Here is a 23,154-nt window from a genome sequence, read left to right as displayed (position 1 = left end):
CATTTCACTCACTTTCTATATACAAAATACAAATCGCCCAAGCAACCTCTCGTGGAAAGATAATACTCATGATATACGACAGCAAGTTTCATCCAAATAAGAATATGGCCTGTCTCAAAGAATTTTTTTCTTAATTTCAGGAATTTGATTCCATTATTTAGTATTTCCTTGTCATTCTCTGACGTTACTCGTTCCAAGCCCATCTCATGAAAACGAATATAATCATTAAAGGTTTGAATCCTACTTTCTTTGGTTCTATTCTCTTCACTTGTTGCATTGTCACCATGTCTACGGAATTCTATTACTGGGTAATTGAACAATCCTAAAGCATGATCCATCCTTGCAAAACGCCACAGTATTGCATCATGTGGGTATTTTGTGTTCCATTTATCCTTAATTGAGTCGTAAAACGTTTTTGTGAAGCAGAACACACATCCTGGACGATTAATATAGGGCCACTTGGGATCAATTCCAAAGACTTCTAAGCTTCCATCTGCCTTCATCGTTTTACTTCTTGAGGCGTATAGCTTACTGCCGCTACCAGTATCATTTTCTGAAAAAAAAGTAACGTAATTTGCTGCAAGCAATTCAATTTTGGGATTATTTTCCATACACTCTACCATCTTTTCAACTTTATCAAAATGCCAAATATCATCTTGATCGCACGGAAAAATGTAATCGCCAGTTGCTAAATCAAAACCGCTCTTAAAGTTTTTCTTCCATCCTTGGTTCTGCTCATTCTGAACCAAGTTCCAATCTTTTAGATCGTGTTCTTTTATATAAGAACTCACTAAATCTGGCGTACAATCCGTGGAACAATCATCCATGATAATTACTTCGTCAATTGGCATTGTCTGCTCACGCAAAGAATCCATTTGTTCCCGCAAATATTTTTGTCCGTTATAAGTCGTCATAACGACTGACACTCTCTTATCCATTGCTCTTCCTCATTTTCTTCTTTATAACATCCACGGCAGCAACGGCGTATGGATTTCTCATAACAATCAAAGTCATCACATACACCAAAGCAGAAAACGCAACAGCACAAGCCATCTTCATCAAGCTACTATGGAAGAAACTATTGCACAGCAAACAAATAATTCCGATAAACGCACTACCACAAATGCACGAAACAATTGGTTTCAATTCCAACGTTCTCCAATCAAAAAACGGTTTTGAAAAGTGCATCTGCATCACGCAGTTCACCAACTCAGCTATTACTGTTGTAATTGCTGCGCCAATCATATCCAGCCACGACATCAATATAAAATTTAGCCCAACATTTACAATTGCAGAAATAACAGTCGCATTAAGACAATATTTTTCTTGGCGGTTAACAATCAACACACAGTTTGTAAAGAGTGATGCATATATTGCAAACAGCGTAGCAACACTCAGTATCTTCAATGCAGCATCACCCGAAATATACTGTTCACCGCCGGCAAGCAAAATCATGGAATCGCTCATACAGAACATCCCAACAATTATCGGAAGCAGTATGATGTTTAAGGCTGAAAAAATTCTATTTATGAACACCTTATATTCTTCAGGCTTGTTTTTTAAAATATATGCAATACGAGGAACTGAGACAACGATTACCGCATTAATCAACTGTTTCAGCAAGTTGTATATTTTGGACGCAAAGCTGTAAACGCCTACCTGTGCATCAGATTCAAAGAATCCAAGCATGGTAATGTCCGAGTTTACATAGATCGTAATCGCAATCGAATTCACAAACAGGATCAACAGCGGCACTAAATGTCTTTTTAAATCCATATCGAATGTGAATCTTATTTTTGCATATTTACGAATGTAAAATACATTAATCAGGTTTCCACCATTTGTTGCCAAAACCGATATAATGCAATACGGAATAATATCTTCCGGCTGTCTTACAAAAACAAACATTGCCAATAAGCATATACACTGAACCGCTATATATCGTACTGTGATATAAAAGTAATCCTCAAATATGCCATTGACCCAGTCCGTTCCTATGACAGCCATCACAATCGCAGTGCTCTGAATGAAGATGTATGCTTTATACCCAGAAAATTTAGGCAGAAAAAATACCATAGCAAAAAGTAACAGTAATGAAATCGCTGCAGAACAAACATTGATTGAGAAAACCTGCGAGCAAAATTGATTTATTGCTTTTTGATCATCTCGTATTTTGGCACCTTCACGAATCGCATATGTATAAACTCCAAGAGCGGCCAGCAATATAAAATAATTCGTCACAGAGTACGAGAAGCTATATTTTCCATACCCATCACTTCCCAGTACACGAGAAATATATGGAAATGTAATAAGCGGAAATATTATTGAACAACATTGCTTTATTCCATTAAGCAACGCATTTACTCCTAACGATTTTTGTTTCATATCACTGATCCTTCCTGGAATTCATTTTTAAATTAGATTACTATCTCTTCGTTATTTTCTTCCTGACGCATGCCAAATCCTACAAACAGCCAAAAGAAAATCTCGAAAGATGATAAATAAAATGTCGGCTCCATCAATGCTTTGATCAACATGAATCCCACTGCATACAAATAAGTATTTTGCATTCTCTTCGATTGGTTCATTCTCTTCAAACATATAATTAACGCTACAAAGAAAGGAATCGAACCCAATATTCCACTTTCAATCAAAGACTCAAGCACAAAATTATGTGCCATTACAGCATCATATACTTTATAGGCATATGCTCCCCTACCAAATGAAAAATGCTGTCCAAATACAGCCAAGGCTTCTTGATAGACCTTAAATCTTGTGTACGTCAAAGAGTCGAAACTAAACTGACCGGCAAATTGTGCTATAACGTTCTTATTTTTCATCAAGAAAACTATTAAGCCTACAAGAATAATTGGAACAACTACCAGCATTCTTATCATCATCTGCTTGCTGATTTTAGCCCGTGGCACTAAATACCGAATAATCAGATAGATTCCTATTAATATTAGTGTCGATCTTGAACCCATAAACAAAATTGATGCCATCAGGCAGATTTCTATGATTGTTAGAATGTTTCTAAACATTCCTTTTCTTGTGTTTCTATATCCATCTATCACAATAATCATTGGTATAAAGTAGGTTCCAATCGCATTTGTCTGGCCTATTGGTATAACCATCCACCATTTCAAATCCGATGAATTAATGCTCAGACCTCTTACCTGCGCTGTTGTAAGAACCTGCAACGATATGACAATGGCTGCTACACACATTACAAAGGCTATAAATTTATCTGTACATATACCTTCCTTTCCAACTGAATACGCCATAAAGGAGCAAGCAACAGCCGCAATCAAACCAATCTGTAACTGAGAACTTTCCCGTACAAAAAAGCAAGGTATCAAATAAAGAACAAATCTTACTATCAGCAGCTTTGTTATACTGTCTGTTCTCACCTTCATTCCATGAACACATGTAAGGCAGAAAGCCAATAACAACATAATTGCTGCAAGAATAGGCTTACTTCCTTCTATCGAAAAGACAACGATTCTTTTACTTAGTTCACTTTCTCCAGAAACGCAAAACAGCAAAAGCAGAAAAAATCCAATTAGAAAAGCTCCACTAATAACCTGTTTAAAATCTCGTACACGTATCACAGCATCGCCACCTCCCTCTCAGAGAAGTAGCAATACTGTAACACACCATGTGCTTTTTGAAATTCGTATTTGAGGGAAGAGAGAATAAGAGCAATCTGTTCTTTAGCTTGTCTTACCCCCCCCCGGTTGCTATGTAATGTTTTACTCATCAAAATCGGGACCAACGCATAATATACAAAAGATCGACCCAATTCGATACTTTCACTCCTAACAAGAAAAATCATAAAGTACATTAAATATACAATCAAAAATGCTTTTTCTGGATTTACATATTCCTCGTTACAGATTCTTTTAAATCTATCCGCCAACACTGCCCATATATATCCTAAAGCAAGGAAGAAAAATGCAGAAAAATATCCAAAATTCCAATATCCTTCTGCTATAAAAGATGCACCACATCCAGCATTGGTTACAGTGTAGAACCCAGAAAAGATCTCATCAATACTGATGTATTTCAAATTGAAAACATTAGGGAAAATACTGTAAATGCTCCTAACAAAAGATAAACCATATCGATATTCAACTTTTGACGGACACAAAGAATATACCAGCGTATTAATAACCTGTGTGTTTCCCATTTCTTTAATGGCAGAAATTATAAAGTTGTTTTCCCACAGGTCGCCTGCTGTTTTCTTAAAGAACAGTTGAACATCGTCGGCTAAATAAATGTAATTTCTTGCACTTGACACAAATGAAAAAGCAAACACTCCTATAAGCCCAAATAAGAAAATCCATACTAATCTTTTCTTATTAATTTCCTTACGAAGTAGATTACTTATAATCAGTAGAACTATCGCCAATCGAAAAACTGATATCCGGCTTCCTCCAAGCAATTGCATTATTGAATATAAGCCCAATGCAAGGTACACTATGTAACGTTTCTTTTCCTCAAAGCAATACAGTATTAGCACTGCGCTTATATAGAATCCCGATATCAGTACAAATATCTTGTCAATGCCTGTAGCATTTCCCAAAGTATTTCCATATCCTACTGAAAATACGGTTGTCATATCCTTATATAGTTCATAAAAAGTTGGAACCGCTGATACAATCAAAAGAACCCATGCTATTTTGCACAAATTATTGCTAGTAGGCACCGGGCGAATTGCTGTCTTACCGCCAATATTTGTCTTCCGATATAGGCAAAACCCAATGCCTGTCAAAGCAATTGAAAAAAAACTAAATGCACCCGCATCCAAAATTTCTTTATTTGAAAAGAATCCTCTAGCCATTGAGAAAGCAAAAATCCCCAACTTATATCCAAATGCTACTAAAATGCACTGTCCAAAAGAGAACAAATAACACATTACCATGAATATAAGAAAAATATCCCACTCTCTTCTAACATAGTACAGAACACTCACAGAAAGGATACAGTACAAAATCGCAACCCATCCAATTCTCTCCAAAACGCTTTCAGTTGTATTGGTCTGGGCCAATGCTAAAGCACCTAAAATCTCTATGAGGAACACCATTATCGCAACTATTTGACTTTTTTTTATTAAATATCTTCCCATTACTGCATCCTCAAAAGAATCTGTTCGCCAAGTTTCTTGTAATCCATCTCTTCAAAGAATTCCACGTTATCATAGCCATTCAATATTTCTCGACAAAATGGCGTGTCACTCGCTATGATATATGTCCCGGTCAGCTTTGCCTCAAGTAGCGGAAGTCCAAAAGACTCAACATAAGACGGGAATACCAGAATCGATTTTGCATACATCTCAAAAACCTTTTCTCTTGGAATCGGTCCATTGAACTTTACATTTAAACTGTTCTTTTCCGCAAATTCTTGAAGCTGCCGTGTACATTCATTCTCATCTGGACGAATCGTAAAGATAACCTCGTAATCTTTCAACCCTTTTCGTTGCGCATAATCCAAAGCTTTCAAAAGCGTCCTGTGGTTCTTATATGTAAACGAAGTTGCCGGATAAAAAATCCGTTTCCTGTTCTCTGGACAATCCACAAATTTTTTTATGTCATTACATTTAATATACGGCTGCTGAATTACAATTTTATCTGCATTTACACCAGCCTTTTTTACAAGTGCATCTTTCATCCACTGCGTCTGCACGATAGTCATATCCACTTTCCGAAGTGATCTGAAAATGCTTTTACTGATGATGTTTTGATATGCCCAAAGTTTTTTCCCATCGACTTTCATACTAAATTTATGATCTGTAAGTATGAACGGCAAATGTAAATACACCAGCTGTTCTTTGTTATAGAAATCTATACCTTTATTCTGTAGCGAAAAAACTTTATCTGGTTTAAATTCATTAAGGAGTTTTCTCGTTGTTACTGTGTCAAAGTAATATCTATAACCCCAGTTTTTTTTCACCCACGGGAATCTTCTTACTGTAATTTCTTTCGTTTCTTCATAATGTGGCGTACTTACAATAAATACCCATTTCACAGATTTGTCGGTATACGCTCTAATTTGTTTATATAAATCATCAAGGATTGCTAATGCACCTGATTCACTGGCATGGACATCGTAAATCATAACAGTGCTATTGGGTTTTGGATTTACCAATCCAATCAATGAATCCGCTGCTGTCATATTATTTACCCTTTCTTTTTTCGTATTTATTAATCCAAGCAATCGTTTCCTTGGTTCCCTCAAGTCTTGTATAAGGCATTTCAGGAGCAATTTTGTAAGTATTACTCATATCATTGATTCCATCATTCGTCATATTCCCAAATCGAAAAGACTGCATCGGGAAGTGGATATGGAACAACCCCAGAAAATCGCCAAATTTTGCCAGACATTTTACAAACCAAACTGGCATGGTCGGAACCTTAAATCCCAATTCTGCTGCGATCTCATCTGCCCACTCATTAATCTCATACGGTGGTTCATCGCCTATGTAGAAAACCTTATTATTCTCATCTTTCGTTTCATTAAAGAGAAGCTGCTCAATCTGGTAAATTGCATTGCCAATATATCCATAAGTCTTATGGCACTTGATATGTCCAATGTGGAAATACATCCGCCGCATAACCATATCAAAGAAATTTCTATAAGGAACCCCAAACCAAGGTCCCCAAATCGATGTCGGCCGGATAATGCACCAGTCACAATCAGGTGTATCATTCCACACACGAATCTCAGTTTCTACTTTGCTTTCGCCATACTTTGTATGCGGGCAATAGTCATGTTGATTCTTAATTTTATATCCATTTCTTGTAACAAATTTAGAGGACGTTATTATGATTTTCTTCAGATTCGGCAGCTTATGAATAATTTTCATAAGGTTTTCAACGCCGGTAATATTCTGGTCATAATCTTCAAGTGTTTTTCCATCCAAATCGGTTCTTGCTGCCAGATGAACAATATAGTCCGGATTAAAGCCGACGACTGCTTTTTCAAAATCTTCGTAATTGATAATATTCACATCTTCCCAAAGATTTTTTCGGGCAGGAATTTTAGGCTCATTCCAATCCAAATTCTTTACTTCATATCCTTTTGCAAGCAGATCTTCCAAAAGGTTCGTTCCAATAAAACCCGATGCACCTGTCAATAATATTTTTTTACTCATTTTATTTACCAACTTTCCTCATAAACATATCAAATACAATATTAGAAATACGATGTAGCACATATCCGCTAACCACAGTAACGGAAACAATTAAAATCCAATTCAGCGGAAAGACATAATTCCTGAACAGATGAATCCATGGGAATTGAATATAATAAATTTCCAGTGAGCATGAACTCACGAGAAAGACCACCTGCTTTAGGATGTTATCTGGGAATTTTTGTACTTTTTCTTCCAATTCTCTTAAAAAGCAGAATACGCAATAAGCAAAGCCAACATAAATAACGGGAAGAGAAATCATCAAAACTGTTTCTGCTCCTCGCTTTTCAAAAAGCTTTACTACAAAAAAGGCAATCATAAAGATAAAAATACCGCCTATGTACAGCCATTTCTTTTTTCCTTTTTGCTTTGTTTTCAAACTGTCATACCGCTTTCTAAGTTGAAAACCTACCAGCATTGAAGTCAGCCAAATCGGGAGCGAGATAATATAAGGTGTTTCGATTCCAAACGAATCAGCAATTTGTAATGTTTCCAAGCTAAACATTCCAACTTTACTCTTCGTGACAAACATTACTAAAAAAGATATTGCAACGAATATATCGACAATCCAAATTGATGACATGCCCTTTTTTGCATATAAAAATTTGACAATCCAGTAATATACCAAATAGAGAATAATCATCGATGCACCAAACCAAGATGCTGGAAAAATAAACTCTCTAAAGAACTGCCCCACCGTTTCAATTTTCAGGTATCCAATAAGCATTTCAATCAATTTCAAAATAACTAACGGTATGTATAAACGAACGACTTTCTTTGTATACCAGGATGTCAGTTTTGCATTCGGTTTAATATTTGCCAATAGAAAACCGCTGATCATATAAAACAGTGCTAATCCAAAGCCACCACCAAACGACAACAGATCCGTTGGATAAACACCTTTAAAATGTGAGTTAGCAATAAGCATAGTAGCTATTGCCCTTACAACTTCTATAAATTGAATCATCTTAATCTCTATCTCCGAAATATACTAATTAGATTCCTCCAGCCCTTCTGTACTAACAATGGAACGACTCGAATCACAGCTTCAGAATTTCTTCTGCATACTTCTGTACACTTACGTTTCTGGTCAGATTCTTCTCCAGATTCTCACGGCCTCTGGCTCCCATCGCCTTCAACTCGCTGCTCCCTGCATTATCAATGAACCAGCGGATGTTTTCTTCTACCTTGTCATACTCACCCGGCTCACAGCATAGTCCGCCCTTTGTGTCCTCAATCAAGCATCGAACCTCTGAGCCTGACTCCAGAACCCCTAAAATGGGCTTCGAAGCGGCCATTATGCCGTATGCCTTTGACGGGCAACTCACGCCTTTAATGCCCTTTGCGTTCACGCACCAGTGGACATCACCGGCGTTCAAAGAATATATAAGGTCAGCCTTATCCTGATACGGGATAAAGACCACATTATCCATGTGATGCTCTTTTACATAAAGCACCAGCTTGTCCAGCACAGAACCAGCACCGACAAAAGCAAATACAACCTCTCGACCATCGGCAGTCTTAGTGCCCGGTTTGATTCTCTCCACAACCTTGATCAGATTTTCAAGGTCGTAGTACAGACCAATGTTGCCGGAATACATAATGACAAATTTGCCATCCAAACCGTATTTTTTCTTGAAGGCAAGAACCTTTTCATTATTCTCATCCAACGGATAAATTTCGTTTTCATCAATCCAGTTGTTGATCATAACGGTTTTCGGGACTTTCTTACCCTTGAAGCGATTTTCTACCGTTTCCACCAAATCGCGACCGACTGTAATTACAAGGTCACTGCGCTTGCAGCTGAACTTGTCGAACCACATCATGGCATCAGTGATAATCTTGCTCTTGGTATAGCCAACAGCCAATACCTGCTCTGGGTTAAAATCCTGAATGTTATAAATGTACTTGGCGTGTTTCACCCATTTACCCCAAACGCCCAACAGGCCGCCGAGGATCGGAGGCTGGGAAATGGAAAACACATAATCCATCTTTCCAACCTTGAAGGTTGCCCCCATTGCCCCAAAGAAATAGGAGACAATGTTCTTCACACGGCTCTTCTTATTGGTCTTGCTGAACTCCGGCACACGGATTCTCAGCACTTTCACGCCGTTGATTTCTTCTTCGTAATATTTCTGTGTCTTATATTTATCTTCAATAGTTCCCAAGTAACTCGGCACCACGCAGATGACTGTTATGTCGAATTTATCCAGCATACCCTCCGCCAGTTCACGGAGGATCTGCCCCGTTGACGCAGTATCTGGAACATAGTAATGAGCATAGATCAGGAGTTTTTTCTTATTTGACATTTCGCTATATTCCTCTCACAAGTTTTTATATCTAACCGCCGATGCAGAACACCGGCGGGCTTTATCTATATCAAGCAGTGTGTTCATCACACTGTAGTTATCATTTTTCTCACAGTGATCATCTTTTTTTTCGACCATCACTGAATCTTTTATGTAGACCTATCATGGTCTACTCGCCCAATTTGCTTCAACTGAAACTTTATGGTAGACACCTTCATACCAGCTCACCAACAAAGTGTCCGGTCTTATTGTCATAACTCGCTGTCGCACTTCTCCATTTTTCAAAGTGCTGACCCTTATTGTCATGACCTTCACATCAACTTACTTTGTTAAAATTGTACAAGTTCATACTGTTTCTTTGTTGCAACATGAACAATCATCTACCACCCTCTACCTCTAATTCCCCAGAAAAATGCAGTTATCATGTCCTTCTTCCGTCTGCAATAAACTTTTCCAGAAAAATAGATTTTGGGCTTTTCAGCACTTTCAACCTCCACCTCTAATTCTTCGGAAAAATGAAGGTATCATGTCCGTCCCTTGCTCCGCAATAAAACAGGCTCGCAGTAGGGGTATTTTGCATGAGTTTTATACGCCACCGTAGACCATCATGCCGCCACTGAAAGTTTGAGGTAGACATTCAAAGGCTTGTAATCCTTGCAGTCCGGCTACCAAGGCTCTGTGCCCTGACTGTCAAACACATAATCCGTGCTGATGTAGGTCATTTTGCAGTCCAGTTTCTTGCAGACATCTGCAATGTTCTGAGTGCCGCCAGCATTGATGGCACGGACTTTTGTGACTTATGGCCTATTAAAACAGCATTTAGCCTTAGTCCAATAATATCATGTACATTCTAGCTTATTTGCTCCAGTTTGTAAACATTATGAAGCAACTTTCTTCACAGAATGTCGAACTTTTTCCTATTTGTTTCTTTTATCATTACCATTGCTTTACATAATCTCTATTCGCACAAAAAAAGGATTAGCAACCTTTCGAAAATGACACGTTCCTAATCCCCTTTTATTTTCCTATCCTATTCCATTTCTTTCCTTCTCAAAATATCAAACCTATCCAATTCCACGCCAAGATCAATCCACAATTTCTGCTTCGGATGCGGCGCACTCTCCATCTGGTTCCCTTCATCATCCCAGATCCCCTTCACCGTAACGCAGACATTCTCCCCATCCGGTTTCATCACTTCAATCTCTTCCCCAACTGAAAACTTATTCCTCTGCTCAATCGCATATCTGCTTTTTTCATTCTTCTCCCCGACAATCCCCAGATACGTATACTCCTTCACATACGTATTACTATCATAAATCTGGCTCTCATGATCCGGCTTCCCATAGAAAAATCCCGTAGTAAACTGCCTGTACGTACAGTTCGAAATCTGATCCCGATACCACTCCATATTCTCCTCATACTTCTTAGGCTCTCCAGATAATCATCAATCGCCTTCCGATACGTCCTTGCCACCGTCGCCACATACAGCGCCGTCTTCATTCTTCCTTCAATCTTATAACTGTCAATTCCCGCATCCAGCAAATCCGGGATATGCTCAATCATACAAAGATCTTTCGAGTTAAAGATATACGTCCCTCTCTCATTCTCATACACCGGCAGATACTCCCCCGGTCTGGACTCTTCCACGACCGCATACTTCCACCGGCACGGATGTGTACAAGCCCCCTGGTTTGCATCTCTTCCCGTGAAATAATTGGACAGCAGACATCTCCCCGAGTACGAAATACACATCGCCCCATGAATAAACGTCTCGATCTCCATCTCCTCCGGAATATGCTCCCGGATCTCTTTGATTTCCGCCAGCGACAGCTCTCTTGCCGTCACAACGCGTTTCGCCCCCTGCTCATACCAGAACTGATACGTTCCGTAGTTCGTATTATTCGCCTGTGTACTGATATGCCGCTCAATCTCCGGGCACACTTCCATCGCAATCCGATACACTCCCGGATCCGAAATAATGAGCGCATCCGGCCCGATCTCTTTCAGCTCTGTAAAGTAAGCGCGCACACCCTCCAGATCCTGGTTATGCGCCAGAATATTCGCGGTCACATACACTTTTACACCATGCTCATGCGCAAACTCCACGCCTTCTTTCATATCTTCCATCGAAAAGTTCTTCGCCTTCGCCCTAAGTCCGAAGACTTCGCCTCCAATATATACGGCATCTGCGCCGAAGATCACTGCTACTTTTAATACTTCCAGACTGCTGGCTGGAACCAGTAATTCCGGTTTTCTCATGTTGTTTCCTCTCTCTTCTCATGGCTTTTCATCGTGATCGCGATTCCATCTCCCAGCGGCACGACCGATGTCAGCAGCCCTTCTTTGTGTGTCAGTTCAAATAAGTATTCCCGCATCCGTTTGTGGATCGTGCGGTTCCGGCGTTCCACGACGAAGCGGGATTCGATGACGTCGCCGTCCTGCAGCACATTGTCGGTGATCAGCACGCCTTTTTCGTCGAGCAGGCGCAAAACCTCCGGCAGAAAATGAATGTACTGTCCCTTAGCCGCATCCATAAAGATAAAGTCATACGGCCCGTCCAGGGTTTTAAGACTTCGGCGGCATCTCCCGGAATCAGGGTAATACGGTCGGCAAAGCCGGATTTTTCGAAGTTCTCCCGTGCGATCGGGATGCGTTTTTCGTAATTTTCTATTGTGGTAATCTCTGCGTCCGGTTCGCCGTACTGTGCCATGAAAACAGCAGAGAATCCTACGGCAGTTCCTACCTCCAGGATTCTCTTTGGCTGTTTCATCTTTAAGAATACTTTTAAAAAGCTCTGCATTTCACGGCGAATGATCGGCACTTTTGTCTGTTTGGCCGTCCGCTCCAGATTTTCCAGAAACGGGGTGTGGCCGGTGTCCAGAGAATTGATGTAGGTTACCATTCGTTCGTCTATTATCATGTAAGATTCCTCTTGTTTTGCAAACGTGCGTTATTCCGCAGACGGCTGTCCTTCGGTGTTGATGCCCGCCAGGATTTCCAGCATTTCATCGACGGTCTGTGCGGTGTTCAGCACGTAGGAACCGTCCTTGATGCCGCCGTAGTAGCCGGACAGGCGGTACTGGACTTCGAAAACCAGAAGGCTTTCGTCGATCAGTCCGTTGTCTTTCAGGAGTTCGCCAAGTTCTTTCGCCTCCATCCCGGAACGCACCTGTACGGTGACTTCCTTTCCTTTTCCTCTGGATGCGACTGGCTCCTCGGCAAACACGTCATGTCCAAACTGATATGAAGTTTTCGCTGCCAGAATGATCACAAGAATCACGCAGACGTAAATGAGCAGGCGCACGGTTCCTTTCGCACCTGTCAGCGCTGCGCGGTATCCGGCATCCCTTTTCTTTTCGGACATGGGCGCTCTCCTTTTGATTTTCGGTTTTAGATTTCCGGTACGCCGATGCGGATTTCTTCTGAAATACGGTCCTGCACCTTCTGTACCATCTTACAGACCTCAAGCTCCGCCTCAAGATAAGCGTTTGCCTTCTCGCTTTTGCGGAGTGCGTAGGAATCCCGCTCGAGGGAATCTACCGCATCGTAAAGGTCTACGTTTTCGGACTGCTGCAGTCGGTAGTTGCGGATTCGATAGTCGTCGACCCGGCTTTTTAAGTCCGGGTCTTTTTCAAGTTTCTCTTCCATCCACAAGTAATTCTGATATGCCCTGCTCTCCCTCATTTCTTCGATGAGCGCATCCAGACATTCTGTTACTTTGTCCATGGTATTTATGCCTCCATGATGATCGGAAGGATCATCGGTCTTCTCTTTGTTTTCTTCCATACATAATCGCCGAGGGCATCTTTGATCGTGGATTTGATCTTGCCCCAGTCGGAGATATTTTTGGAAAGGCAGCCATCCAGTGCCTCTTCTACAACTTCTCTTGCCTCGCCCATCAAATCCTCGGATTCGCGTACATAGACGAAACCGCGGGATACGATGTCCGGGCCGGCCAGAAGCTGGTTCGTTCTCTTTTCGAGAGTCAGTACAACGACCATGATTCCGTCCTCGGACAGATGCTGGCGGTCACGCAGGACGATATTTCCTACATCACCAACGCCGAGTCCATCGACCATGATGGCTCCGGTGTGGACTTTGCCAGTTACTGCTGCGCCGTCCTCATCGAGTTCCATGACATCACCGGAATACATGAGGAAGATGTTCTCTTTCGGGATACCGAGGCTCTGTGCTACTTCTGCGTGTGCTTTTAAGTGGCGGTATTCGCCGTGTACCGGGATCGCGTATTTCGGTTTTACCAGGGAGTAGATCAGCTTGATTTCCTCCTGGCAGGCATGTCCGGATACGTGAACGTCCTGGAATACGACGTTGGCACCCTGTGCAGACAGTTCGTTGATGACGTTTGAAACGGCTTTTTCATTTCCCGGGATTGGGTGGGAACTGAAGATCACGGTGTCGCCCGGCAGGATCGAGATCTTTTTGTGCAGGTGTGCCGCCATACGGGACAGTGCTGCCATGGACTCGCCCTGGCTTCCGGTGGTGATCAGGACAAGCTGCTCGCCGGTGTAGTTTTTCATCTGCTCCACATCGATCAGGGTATTTTCCGGGATATTGATGTAGCCCAGCTCCTGCGCGATGGAGATGATGTTGACCATACTGCGGCCTTCGATGACAACTTTACGGCCGTATTTATAAGCAGAGTTGATGATCTGCTGCACACGGTCGACGTTCGATGCGAAGGTTGCGATGATGATTCGGGAATTCTGATGCTCGGCAAACAGGCCGTCGATCGTCTTTCCTACGGTCCGCTCGGACATGGTAAAGCCAGGCCGCTCTGCATTGGTACTGTCGCACATCAGTGCCAGAACGCCTTTCTTTCCGATCTCTGCGAATCTCTGCAGGTCGATGACATCACCAAAGACTGGTGTGTAGTCGACTTTGAAGTCTCCGGTGTGGACGATGATGCCAGCCGGGGAGTAGATTGCCAGTGCTGCTGCATCTGCAATACTGTGGTTTGTTTTGATAAACTCAATGCGGAATGCGCCCAGGTTGATGGACTGTCCGTGTTTGATGATTTTCCGTTTTGTGGTACGGAGCAGGTTGTGCTCCTTTAATTTGTTTTCGATCAGGCCAATCGTCAGTTTGGTGGCGTAGACCGGCACGTTCACTTCTTTTAAGATGTAAGGCAGGGCTCCGATATGGTCCTCGTGGCCGTGGGTGATGACGAAGCCTTTGACTTTGTCGATGTTTTCTTTCAGATATGTTACATCCGGGATGACCAGGTCGATACCGAGCATGTCGTCTTCCGGGAATGCAAGTCCGCAGTCTACGACGATGATACTGTCCTCATACTCGAAAACGGTGATGTTCATACCGATCTGTTCCAGACCGCCAAGCGGTATAATTTTTAGTTTACTTCCATTATTCTTTTTCAAATAGCACCTCCGCGCATGTTTTCCAAACGATTCCGTTACCGGTACGGCTTCACGCACGCATCCCCTGAGCGTCACTTCAGGCTGATGGAGCATGTCCCGCACCTGCAGGATTTGCCCTTTAAAGCGCTGTCCCGGTCCCGCTTTGTCTGCGTCCCGGTATGGCTTCAAAACGGCTGGTTCAATAGGTGATGTCTGCCTCGTCATCCAACATGGAAGCAAATACGCCGGAAACGGCATCGAATTCGGTGTCGTCTTCTACCATAACATACTCTGCCTCTGCGTCGGTATCGGTGGAGATATCCTTCAGAATATAGGCATTTGCCTCATCGTCCTTTGAATCGGATACCAGAATATAGTTGACTCCGTTGATTCTGGTCTGCTCCTCCACGTAAAATTCTTCTTTGCCGCCATCATCTGTTACAAATGTTATTTTTTCCATACAATATTCCTTTGTTCAGTTTTCCTGTGATTCCTTCTGATGGGAAAGATAGTCCAGATATCCCTGCAGGATAAAAACAGCTGCAATCATATCTACGTACTCCTTGCGGTTTTCCCTGCGGATTCCGGTTTCCATCATGGTGCGGTCTGCTTCGACCGTTGTCAGCCGCTCGTCCCACATGACAACGGGCAGACCTGTCCGTCTCTCCAGCATTTCTTTGAACTCGAGAGATTTTTCGGCCCGCTCTCCGATGTCGTTGTTCATATGTTTCGGGAAGCCGAGTACGATTTTTTCCACGCCGTACTCTTTTGCTATCTCTTCAATCCGGGCCAGCGTCTGACGCAGCTTATTCTCCGATTTTCTGCGGACAATTTCGATTCCCTGCGCAGTAAGACCCAGGGTGTCGCTGACTGCCACCCCTACTGTTTTTGAGCCGTAATCTAATCCCATTATTCTCATAGTAATTACGCTCACTTCCAGGATTCATTTTTGATGTACTCTTTTAACAGTTCCTCTACCAGTTCATCACGCTCTACTTTCATGATCAGGCTTCTGGCCCCCTTGAAGCTTGTAATGTACGTCGGATCGCCTGACATGATATAGCCTACGATCTGGTTGACTGGATTATACCCTTTTTCTACCATGGCTTTGTAAACGGTTTCGAGTACCTCTTTTACCTGAATCTCCGGCTCTGTTTTTACTTTAAAATATTGTGTGTTACTTAATCCTGACATTTTTTTCACGTCCTCGTATTTATTGATATCATTTATATTCTAATACATGTTATGGGAAATTTCAATCGTGAAATTGCCCAACTATTTGAATGTTACAGTTCACTGCATCTCAGCGAACTGTAACATTCAAAGCCCGCATGGAAAATTTCGCTTTGCGAAGTGGCGGCAGCTATTTCTGATGTTATTTTATCCCTGAAAACGCCGCATTATTCATATGAATTGGAAGTAAAAATCATTTCCAGGATTCTCTGGGCACAGGCGGTCAGGTCTTTTTCCTCGAGATACTGGTCATTTTCGGCACTCAGCGCATCCAGGATTTCGCGGCGGTCGGTGTCGGTTCCCGGCATCACAAGATCGTTTCCGGCAGCGATGCATTTTGCGGCAGAGGAGCCTCCGTCAGCGTTTGTTGTGGTCCAGTCTGTCATGATGATGCCGGCAAAGCCCCATTCCTTTCTTGCAGCGGTTGTGCACAGATCGTAGCTGTTGGCGGTGTGGACACCGTTTACCTTGTTGTAGGAGGTCATGATCGCCTTTGGCTGGGATTCTTTGATTGCAATTTCGAAGCCCTTCAGATAGATCTCACGCAGAGCGCGCTCGGAGACGATGCTCGATACGCCGCGGCGGTTTTCTTCCTGATTGTTGCAGGCGTAATGTTTGATGGTCGTTCCGACCCCGTACCGGCTCTGGACGCCTCTTGTGAGGGCTGCCGCCATTTTTCCGCTGACAAGCGGATCCTCAGAATAATATTCGAAGTTGCGTCCGCAGAGCGGATTGCGGTGGATGTTCATGCCCGGTGCAAGCCAGAGGGTCACGCCGAACTCCTCCAGCTCTGCGCCGATCATGCGGCCTACTTCCTCGAGAAGCTCTGTGTCGAATGTCTGCGCCAGAAGCGTTCCGACCGGGATCGCACTGCAGTACTGATAATAATCTTCTCCGTCGGTGTGGAGGAATTCGGTTCCGAAAATACGGTTCTCGAGACGCTGATACATGTTCATTTTGTAAACACTGCCGTCCGACGGATTTTTCTGATAATGGGAGGTGATGCGGATGCCTGCCGGCCCGTCAGCCAGAATGACATTGGCAACACCGTATTTTTCCAGCAAGGAGGCGGTTGTCTCCCCGGCTGCACCCGGTACGGTAACGGCAGCGGCTCCGATGATTTCTTTGCTTCCGCTGCTGCGGCCGCAGACAAGAGCCGTTTTTTCTTCCGGTGTCAGCTTCCGAGCGAGTTCGGCGGCTTTTTCCATTGCCCTGCGCCGTCTTTCTTCCCATTTCGGCTGTTCTGCTCCACATTTGCAGTTTCCGGCGTCCTCTTTCGCTTCTGTTGTTTCTGCTTCAAATTCACAGCCGTTGGCATCGCATTCCTTTGCTTCTGCTGCATTTGTTTCTCCGAATTTCAGAATTTTATACATTTCTTCGGCACTCTTTCCATCGCGGATCAGACCTTTTTCATCCAGGAACAGCAGCGGGATTTCTGCTTTCTTTTCTTCCCACATCTGCTCCCGTTCTGCTCTCCAGCGCTCCTCTTTTTCCTCTTCCGGCTGAATTTCCTTTAATGCGTCGAGCAGCGGGCAGATGTTGGTCAGATGCTCGGTTTCCACGGTTTTATCAAGTGTCAGTCTCGCAGCCAGGGTTACATCCCGGCTTGAGGTTCCGACCAGAAAATCATAGTCTCCGGCCTCCATACAGTATACGGCTTTGCCTGTCCGGTAGGATTCCAGCAGGACAGTTGGTACCTTAAGGTGCAGTGTCTCGGATTCTCCCGGCTGCAGCAGTGCTGTTTTTCCAAAAGCGACCAGACGTTTTCTCTCTTTTTTCAGTTTTCCAAACGGGCAGGCAGCGTAAATCTGTACAACTTCTTTTCCGGCACAGGAGCCGGTGTTTGTTACTTTTACGGTTACTGTGATTGTTTTTGGCTCTGCATCCGGCTTCCACGCTGCATTTTCTGTTGCTACGTCAAAGGTCGTATAGGACATTCCATATCCGAACGGCTGACGACTCCCACGGGCAAGCCCGTGGGGTTCTTACTACCAAGTTTAGCTTGTAATCGTACATCATTCTCAGACTTTGGAATACAAGTGTAAGTCTATTTGAGTAAGGACTTTTATTGCCGGGCAGTCCTACGACCACATTGACGGCAAATTTCTATCTTTTGATAAGGAAGTATCGTCAATCTCCCTAACGTATTTCATTTATGCTGTTTTTATTCCACTATTTAAAATTTTAATCTGATTCGCCTGAATCCATTCAATTAAGGCTTTTTCCCTCTTGTAATGTTTTTCAAATTCTGTTCTACATTTTGTTTTATTTATCTCTTCTATTTTATCATCGTAACAGTATAGTAAAAATGAGGAATACCAGTCTCGCTGTACCAATGTTCCATCCACTAAATGATACATTCTATCCGACAACTTCTTTTTGACATAAGCATCTGCGGTATGGTCATATTGACTTGCTCTATAATTGCTCGCCACTTCTATATATCTGCCACCAGACACTTCAAATTTCTTTTCTATTGTCGTTTGAAATCCACCAGGGCATCGATTCTTTATTGATTTACCGAAACGCTTTTTCTTGTTAAACTTACCTTTATTGTTTTTCGTAGTCTCTTTCGCTCGTTTCATAAGTTTACTGGCATTTTTAGGCTCTGTAATCAACACATCTCCAAGGCTTCTTAGATAGTTGGCATCTTCATTTATCGCAAGCTGTCTGTTTCTTTCATTAATACGGCATAATTCTGCGTGTTTCGCTTTCAGTCTTTTATAATGATTCGAGTATTTCCAAATCTTTCGACCTTTTTTAATCGTACCATCCTTATTATAATTCTGTGGATTGGTCGCTCGTCTGCTTCTATCCATTGCACAATAATAAATTCTTTCTAATCGCTCGGATTTTTGAATACTGTTCCCTCTTTCGGATAAGTTTTTAAGACCAACCTCCGTATCCGATGTATAAGCAACGGTCTGCGTTCCAATATCCGCACCAATGATACCTTTTCCAAATTTATGCCTTGGATTCCCAAATCTGTCATATTTCGGTTTTGCTTTCCCCTCAATCGTTAAGTGCAAATACACTCTGTATTTCCCACGAATCAACTTTGGTACAAGCGTAGCATAGCAGGGTCTGTAAGTATTGATACAATACGCTTTCTCTGCAAATATCTGGATTGCTTTCTTATCTATTATTTCAGGTTCAGCAAGGTAATCCAAAACAGCGTGAATTTCATCCGATTGAAATCTATCTTTCAGTTGTATTCCAAACGTAGATTTACCAAATTTAAATTGCAATTGATTCTCTTTCACAGAAATTGGAATCCCACGATTCCTTTGTTTGGCTCGAATACAGGGCAACACTCCATATTTAGAAAAGTGGAGTGTCTTACCATTTGCATATAAGCATTTTTCTATCCCTCTCCAAACATCTTCGGCTTTTGTAAGTGCAAATATAGCATCAATCCCATATTTTTTACCGATTGGTATCATAGATGTTCTACAATCATCCCATGTAACATGATATTGCTTTTGCATTTCATTCAGCTGACGGGCAAGTACTTTTCGTTTCTTTTTCTCTTCTGTAGCACCATAAAGTTTCCGTACTTTCCGATACCTTTTCGTACGGATAAGCTGGTCGTAATTCTTTCTCATAAGACCAACCAGTTCATTTCCTGCTTTTCGAATCTTATCAGAAAGAGCTACCACCTTTTGTATATCAGAAAAAGACATATCGGTTTCTACGACCAGGATATGTCTGTCAGAATGTTTATGAAATTGTCTTAGGCTTTTCTTATATTCCTTCTCATTCATGACTTTTCTGTTCCTCTATATACTGCATTACTGTTGCTTCACTTATCTGTCCCACTGTAGATATAAAATATCCCCTCGACCATAAAACACCACATCTTGCATAAAACCGTTTCAGTGTTGGATATGCCTTAAATAATTCAATCGCACTTTTACTTTTGAGTGTTCTAACCACATCGCAGGGAGCGACTGTTTGTGGCACATCTACAAAAATATGGATATGGTCCGGCATTACTTCAAGTGCTTTAATTCTATATCCGTAATCCTCGCATATTTTTTGTAGTATCTGTTTGAGAGTCATATCTGCTTTCCCATGTAATACAGAAAATCTAAATTTTGGACACCAGATAATATGATATTGTATCAGATACTTGCAATGCGAAGCACTATGATAGGGTTTCCTGCTCATCATTCTGTTCTCCTAACTGATACTTTTCCTGAATTCCTCGACGCATTAAATCAAGGAATGTAATTGTTTTCCCTTCCTCAACAGAATAGATACGAGCAATATTTTCCAGTTCTTTTTTCCACTCCATAGGAATTGAAATGTTAATTTGTACATTGTTTGATTTCGGTCTTCCCATGCACTTAACCTCCTTTTTATCTATGCATATATTATACATCTATTCTATGTAAAAACCAAGTAAAAAATATGTGGCTTTCATCCCACAGGCAAACCTATGGGTTTTCGCCACTAATTTATAACCTCTCAGACACGTATACTGTTATCGAAAAGCTTGTAGATTGAATTTTTTCCGCCATTGCCCTATACTAATAACAAATATGTCAACAACGATTAGGAGGATTATAGTTTTATGCATATGCCAGAAATTCAATCTGTTTTAAACGAGAAGAACATCTCTTTTTCTTATGTCGAAGAGGACAACTGCGGAAGCATCGACTTTGAGCACCGCGGTCTGCGGTATCATATCTGGGAATTTGCAGACGATGTGGAGCCGGTCGGCGTGGAGACCAATCTGCGGTATGCAGGGCGCGATGAGGAAATCGAAGGCGATTACGATACGATTCTCGCAGAACATTTAAAGAAAGAATTTTAAGCGATTTCATTTCATTTTTGGGAAAAGATGTGTATTTTATGACGCCAGTTCTTCAACCACAGCTCGAAAAAGTCACGCTGGAACAGTATGAAATGCTTCCAGAAGAGAAACGCTTCGAAGTTTTTGACGGTGTCGTCTACGACATGGCAAGCCCTTCGCAGGTTCATCAGGCACTGTCCATGCAGCTTTCCACACTCATCAATACTTACATTCTTCGCAAAAAATCATATATTTTCTAACGCTGCCAGAAACAGCTCATAGAAGTCATCTTCCCCTTCAAGCGCCGGGGAATTTTCTCCGCCGCCATTGGTGCTGCGTTTGATTTCTGCGTAAAATTCTTCACCTGCCATGGCAAGATCCATTTCATAGATGGAAACGCCATAGGCATGGCAGATTTCGCAGAATGCGTGGATTGGATTCGGATTTTCCCTTGTCTGAAGCAGTTTTTCACGCAGAATGGGGTCTGCCTTTGCTTTTTTCTGCAGTTCGTCTAACAGTTCAACCAGTTCATTCATTTTGAAAACCTCCCTTTTTGCTAAAAAAACAGCACAGAAATCCCACGGTTTGCGTGCCTCTCTGTACTGCTTCTTTATTGTACGCTACTTTTCTTTTTTCTGTCAAGCTTTTGCCTGCACTGCAGGGAAGTTCTTTCATCGCCATGATTGCTGTTCTCAGACATCTGCGAGCCGTAACTTTTCTCAATCAGTTCGTTTTTTGTCAATAAATGATTTCTTGACGCTTTCAGATCTCTGTGATACAGTAATGGCAGAAACGAGGTGATTGCATGAAAAACACATTTGAGCAGCAGATTTATGAGATCTTTGGAACAACAGATCCAAAGGAGCTGCGCAGGCTTTCCAAGGACGCGGAACAATACCAGCAGTTAGCCCAAAAAGAAGCCCTGCGCCATGCAGCTGGAAGAAAACCTGCTTTTTCGCTGCCACAAATCATTCAGATGGCTGCCATGCAGCAGCAGGGAAAAAGTATTGCCGAGATCGCGCGCACCTTTCAGGTCAGCAGGCAGACGGTATACAATCAAATTGCCCGTGCTCACTGTTTCAGCACGGATCCCGATGTCAAAACGCGGATGTGTTTTCTTTACCGCGATCAGCTTTGCACAACGATTGATATCGACTTCCGTCATGAGAAAATTGCAATCCAGAATTACACAAAAAAAATTCCGCTTCGTGCCTTTGGCGTTGTGGAGCATCCGACCTGGGATGATTTTACCTGGTTTCTGGAAAGCCGCTGTTTTCCCAAAACACGCGATCATGCCAAAGATATTTTAAAAGAAATGGGACTTCCCTTTTATGATCCGCTGCTTATCATTGAAAAAACAGATGGGCGAATGGCCGGTGACGAGCAATGGATCCTGATTCTGAAGAATAAGGAGGCACGCCATGGAACAGATCCGTCTTGATCATCAGCTGCCTGTCAAAAAAACAGATCACACCTCAAAAGGGGACCAGCTCAAGTGGAAAATCGGTAATATCTGGTACAAATCCGACTATATGGGATATGAGGGACTCTCGGAGACACTGGTGTCTCATTTACTGCAAAAAAGCACTCTTTCCCACCCGTTTGTCCTGTATCAGCCTGTTCGGATTGCATACCGCGGCACTCTCCGCAGTGGCTGTTCCAGTCCTGATTTTCTAAAAGCAAATCAGATGCTGATCCCATTGGAAAAACTGTACCGTCAGAATACCGGAGACAGTCTGGCAATCTCACTTGCTGCTTTTTCAGAACCTGCGGAACGCATTCGTTTTCTGGCAGACCAGTTAGAAAACATGACGGGAATTCAGAACTTCGGCGCATATTTGACCGCTATGCTGGAAATTGATGCCTTCTTTCTGAATGAAGACCGGCACACCAACAACATCGCTGTTCTATATGATACAGAAACAGAGCAATATTCTCTAAGTCCTCTGTTCGATCAGGGTTTATGCCTGTTTGCAGACACCAGCAATGACTACCCTCTGGATCTGCCGATGGATGTTTGTATGGAACGCATCGAAGCCAAACCTTTCAGCTCTGATTTTGATACACAGCTGGATGCTGCGGAGGAATTATACGGTATCCAGCTTCACTTTTCCTTTACTACAAAAGATGTCTGCACGGAACTGGCTTCTCTGGCCGATTACTATCCTCTGGAAATCCGCCAGCGTGTTGAGCAAATCATACGCCGACAGATGCGCAAATATGGATATCTGATGCGCAGTTAGAGAC

23 protein-coding genes and 3 pseudogenes are annotated in these 23,154 nt (G+C 42.4%); 4 read left to right on the top strand and 22 right to left on the bottom strand.

Going from position 1 to position 23,154, the window contains the following annotated elements:
* Positions 1-8 precede the first annotated feature (8 nt).
* From DXA55_RS03725 to DXA55_RS03625, 21 genes and pseudogenes are all read right to left on the bottom strand, one after another.
* Positions 9-938: a glycosyltransferase gene (locus DXA55_RS03725; RefSeq protein ID WP_117813057.1), complete on the bottom strand. Its 930-nt coding sequence runs from the start codon at positions 936-938 to the stop codon at positions 9-11.
* A complete protein-coding gene (locus tag DXA55_RS03720) occupies positions 931-2,385 on the bottom strand; it encodes a flippase (protein WP_117813056.1) in 1,455 nt (484 codons plus the stop codon). Before DXA55_RS03720 ends, DXA55_RS03725 begins: the two co-directional genes overlap by 8 nt.
* A gap of 32 nt (positions 2,386-2,417) precedes the next feature.
* Positions 2,418-3,611 carry an O-antigen ligase family protein gene (locus tag DXA55_RS03715; RefSeq protein WP_117813055.1) on the bottom strand — a complete coding sequence of 398 codons (1,194 nt, stop codon included), beginning with the start codon at positions 3,609-3,611 and terminating at the stop codon, positions 2,418-2,420.
* On the bottom strand, positions 3,608-5,128 hold the full coding sequence (gene wzy, locus DXA55_RS03710; protein WP_117813054.1) for an O-antigen polysaccharide polymerase Wzy: 1,521 nt from the start codon (positions 5,126-5,128) through the stop codon (positions 3,608-3,610). Before wzy ends, DXA55_RS03715 begins: the two co-directional genes overlap by 4 nt.
* Positions 5,128-6,174, bottom strand: coding sequence for a glycosyltransferase family 4 protein (locus tag DXA55_RS03705; protein ID WP_117813053.1), 1,047 nt, complete (start codon positions 6,172-6,174; stop codon positions 5,128-5,130). Before DXA55_RS03705 ends, wzy begins: the two co-directional genes overlap by 1 nt.
* Before the next feature lies 1 nt (position 6,175).
* Positions 6,176-7,153, bottom strand: coding sequence for an NAD-dependent epimerase/dehydratase family protein (locus tag DXA55_RS03700; RefSeq protein ID WP_117813052.1), 978 nt, complete (start codon positions 7,151-7,153; stop codon positions 6,176-6,178).
* A 1-nt stretch (position 7,154) separates the two neighbouring features.
* Positions 7,155-8,159: an acyltransferase family protein gene (locus tag DXA55_RS03695; RefSeq protein ID WP_117813051.1), complete on the bottom strand. Its 1,005-nt coding sequence runs from the start codon at positions 8,157-8,159 to the stop codon at positions 7,155-7,157.
* Between the two features lie 73 nt (positions 8,160-8,232).
* Complete coding sequence (locus DXA55_RS03690; protein ID WP_117813050.1) at positions 8,233-9,501, bottom strand: glycosyltransferase family 4 protein; 1,269 nt, start codon at positions 9,499-9,501, stop codon at positions 8,233-8,235.
* A gap of 668 nt (positions 9,502-10,169) precedes the next feature.
* A pseudogene (locus DXA55_RS19150) lies at positions 10,170-10,292 on the bottom strand (sugar nucleotide-binding protein); the annotation flags it as partial.
* 239 nt (positions 10,293-10,531) lie between these two features.
* Positions 10,532-11,760: pseudogene (locus tag DXA55_RS03680) on the bottom strand (peptidase U32 family protein).
* Positions 11,757-12,421 (bottom strand): annotated as a pseudogene (locus DXA55_RS03675) (O-methyltransferase). The pseudogenes DXA55_RS03680 and DXA55_RS03675 overlap by 4 nt, the downstream one beginning before the upstream one ends.
* 30 nt (positions 12,422-12,451) lie before the next feature.
* Complete coding sequence (locus DXA55_RS03670; protein WP_117761676.1) at positions 12,452-12,865, bottom strand: solute-binding protein; 414 nt, start codon at positions 12,863-12,865, stop codon at positions 12,452-12,454.
* Between the two features lie 26 nt (positions 12,866-12,891).
* Positions 12,892-13,227 carry a YlbF family regulator gene (locus DXA55_RS03665; protein ID WP_158565025.1) on the bottom strand — a complete coding sequence of 112 codons (336 nt, stop codon included), beginning with the start codon at positions 13,225-13,227 and terminating at the stop codon, positions 12,892-12,894.
* Positions 13,228-13,232: 5 nt separating this feature from the next.
* Positions 13,233-14,897 (bottom strand): ribonuclease J, encoded by a 1,665-nt coding sequence (locus DXA55_RS03660; RefSeq protein ID WP_055218756.1) that lies wholly within the window; start codon positions 14,895-14,897, stop codon positions 13,233-13,235.
* A gap of 178 nt (positions 14,898-15,075) precedes the next feature.
* A complete protein-coding gene (locus DXA55_RS03655; RefSeq protein ID WP_022461718.1) occupies positions 15,076-15,336 on the bottom strand; it encodes a DUF1292 domain-containing protein in 261 nt (86 codons plus the stop codon).
* 15 nt (positions 15,337-15,351) lie between these two features.
* Positions 15,352-15,795, bottom strand: coding sequence for a Holliday junction resolvase RuvX (ruvX, locus tag DXA55_RS03650; protein ID WP_117813049.1), 444 nt, complete (start codon positions 15,793-15,795; stop codon positions 15,352-15,354).
* Positions 15,796-15,806: 11 nt separating this feature from the next.
* Positions 15,807-16,070, bottom strand: coding sequence for an IreB family regulatory phosphoprotein (locus tag DXA55_RS03645; RefSeq protein ID WP_117813048.1), 264 nt, complete (start codon positions 16,068-16,070; stop codon positions 15,807-15,809).
* A gap of 206 nt (positions 16,071-16,276) precedes the next feature.
* A complete protein-coding gene (locus DXA55_RS03640) occupies positions 16,277-18,046 on the bottom strand; it encodes a glycoside hydrolase family 3 N-terminal domain-containing protein (RefSeq protein WP_055228326.1) in 1,770 nt (589 codons plus the stop codon).
* A 216-nt stretch (positions 18,047-18,262) separates the two neighbouring features.
* The gene (locus DXA55_RS03635) at positions 18,263-19,873 is read right to left on the bottom strand and encodes a hypothetical protein (protein ID WP_055228325.1); all 1,611 of its coding nucleotides are present in this window, start codon (positions 19,871-19,873) and stop codon (positions 18,263-18,265) included.
* Positions 19,866-20,279 (bottom strand): IS200/IS605 family transposase, encoded by a 414-nt coding sequence (gene tnpA, locus DXA55_RS03630; protein WP_055228324.1) that lies wholly within the window; start codon positions 20,277-20,279, stop codon positions 19,866-19,868. Before tnpA ends, DXA55_RS03635 begins: the two co-directional genes overlap by 8 nt.
* Positions 20,257-20,454 (bottom strand): hypothetical protein, encoded by a 198-nt coding sequence (locus DXA55_RS03625; protein ID WP_055228323.1) that lies wholly within the window; start codon positions 20,452-20,454, stop codon positions 20,257-20,259. The genes tnpA and DXA55_RS03625 overlap by 23 nt, the downstream gene beginning before the upstream one ends.
* Before the next feature lie 231 nt (positions 20,455-20,685).
* Between DXA55_RS03625 and DXA55_RS03620 the strand changes: the two genes are divergently transcribed.
* Together DXA55_RS03620 and DXA55_RS03615 are read left to right on the top strand one after the other, a co-directional pair.
* A complete protein-coding gene (locus DXA55_RS03620) occupies positions 20,686-20,928 on the top strand; it encodes a hypothetical protein (RefSeq protein WP_022463041.1) in 243 nt (80 codons plus the stop codon).
* A gap of 38 nt (positions 20,929-20,966) precedes the next feature.
* Positions 20,967-21,167: a Uma2 family endonuclease gene (locus DXA55_RS03615; protein WP_117804669.1), complete on the top strand. Its 201-nt coding sequence runs from the start codon at positions 20,967-20,969 to the stop codon at positions 21,165-21,167.
* Here the strand turns inward: DXA55_RS03615 and DXA55_RS03610 are convergent.
* A complete protein-coding gene (locus tag DXA55_RS03610; RefSeq protein ID WP_055228321.1) occupies positions 21,153-21,443 on the bottom strand; it encodes a hypothetical protein in 291 nt (96 codons plus the stop codon). The two genes, DXA55_RS03615 and DXA55_RS03610, sit on opposite strands and share 15 nt — an antisense overlap.
* A 269-nt stretch (positions 21,444-21,712) precedes the next feature.
* Here DXA55_RS03610 and DXA55_RS03605 point away from each other — a divergent pair, with 269 nt between their 5' ends.
* Positions 21,713-22,348 (top strand): helix-turn-helix domain-containing protein, encoded by a 636-nt coding sequence (locus DXA55_RS03605; protein ID WP_117813047.1) that lies wholly within the window; start codon positions 21,713-21,715, stop codon positions 22,346-22,348.
* A complete protein-coding gene (locus tag DXA55_RS03600; protein WP_117813046.1) occupies positions 22,329-23,150 on the top strand; it encodes a hypothetical protein in 822 nt (273 codons plus the stop codon). The genes DXA55_RS03605 and DXA55_RS03600 overlap by 20 nt, the downstream gene beginning before the upstream one ends.
* Positions 23,151-23,154 lie beyond the last annotated feature (4 nt).

This window comes from Blautia sp. OF03-13, from assembly GCF_003460685.1.
Lineage (GTDB): Bacteria > Bacillota > Clostridia > Lachnospirales > Lachnospiraceae > Fusicatenibacter > Fusicatenibacter saccharivorans.
This window is presented reverse-complemented; position numbering and strand designations above follow the sequence as displayed.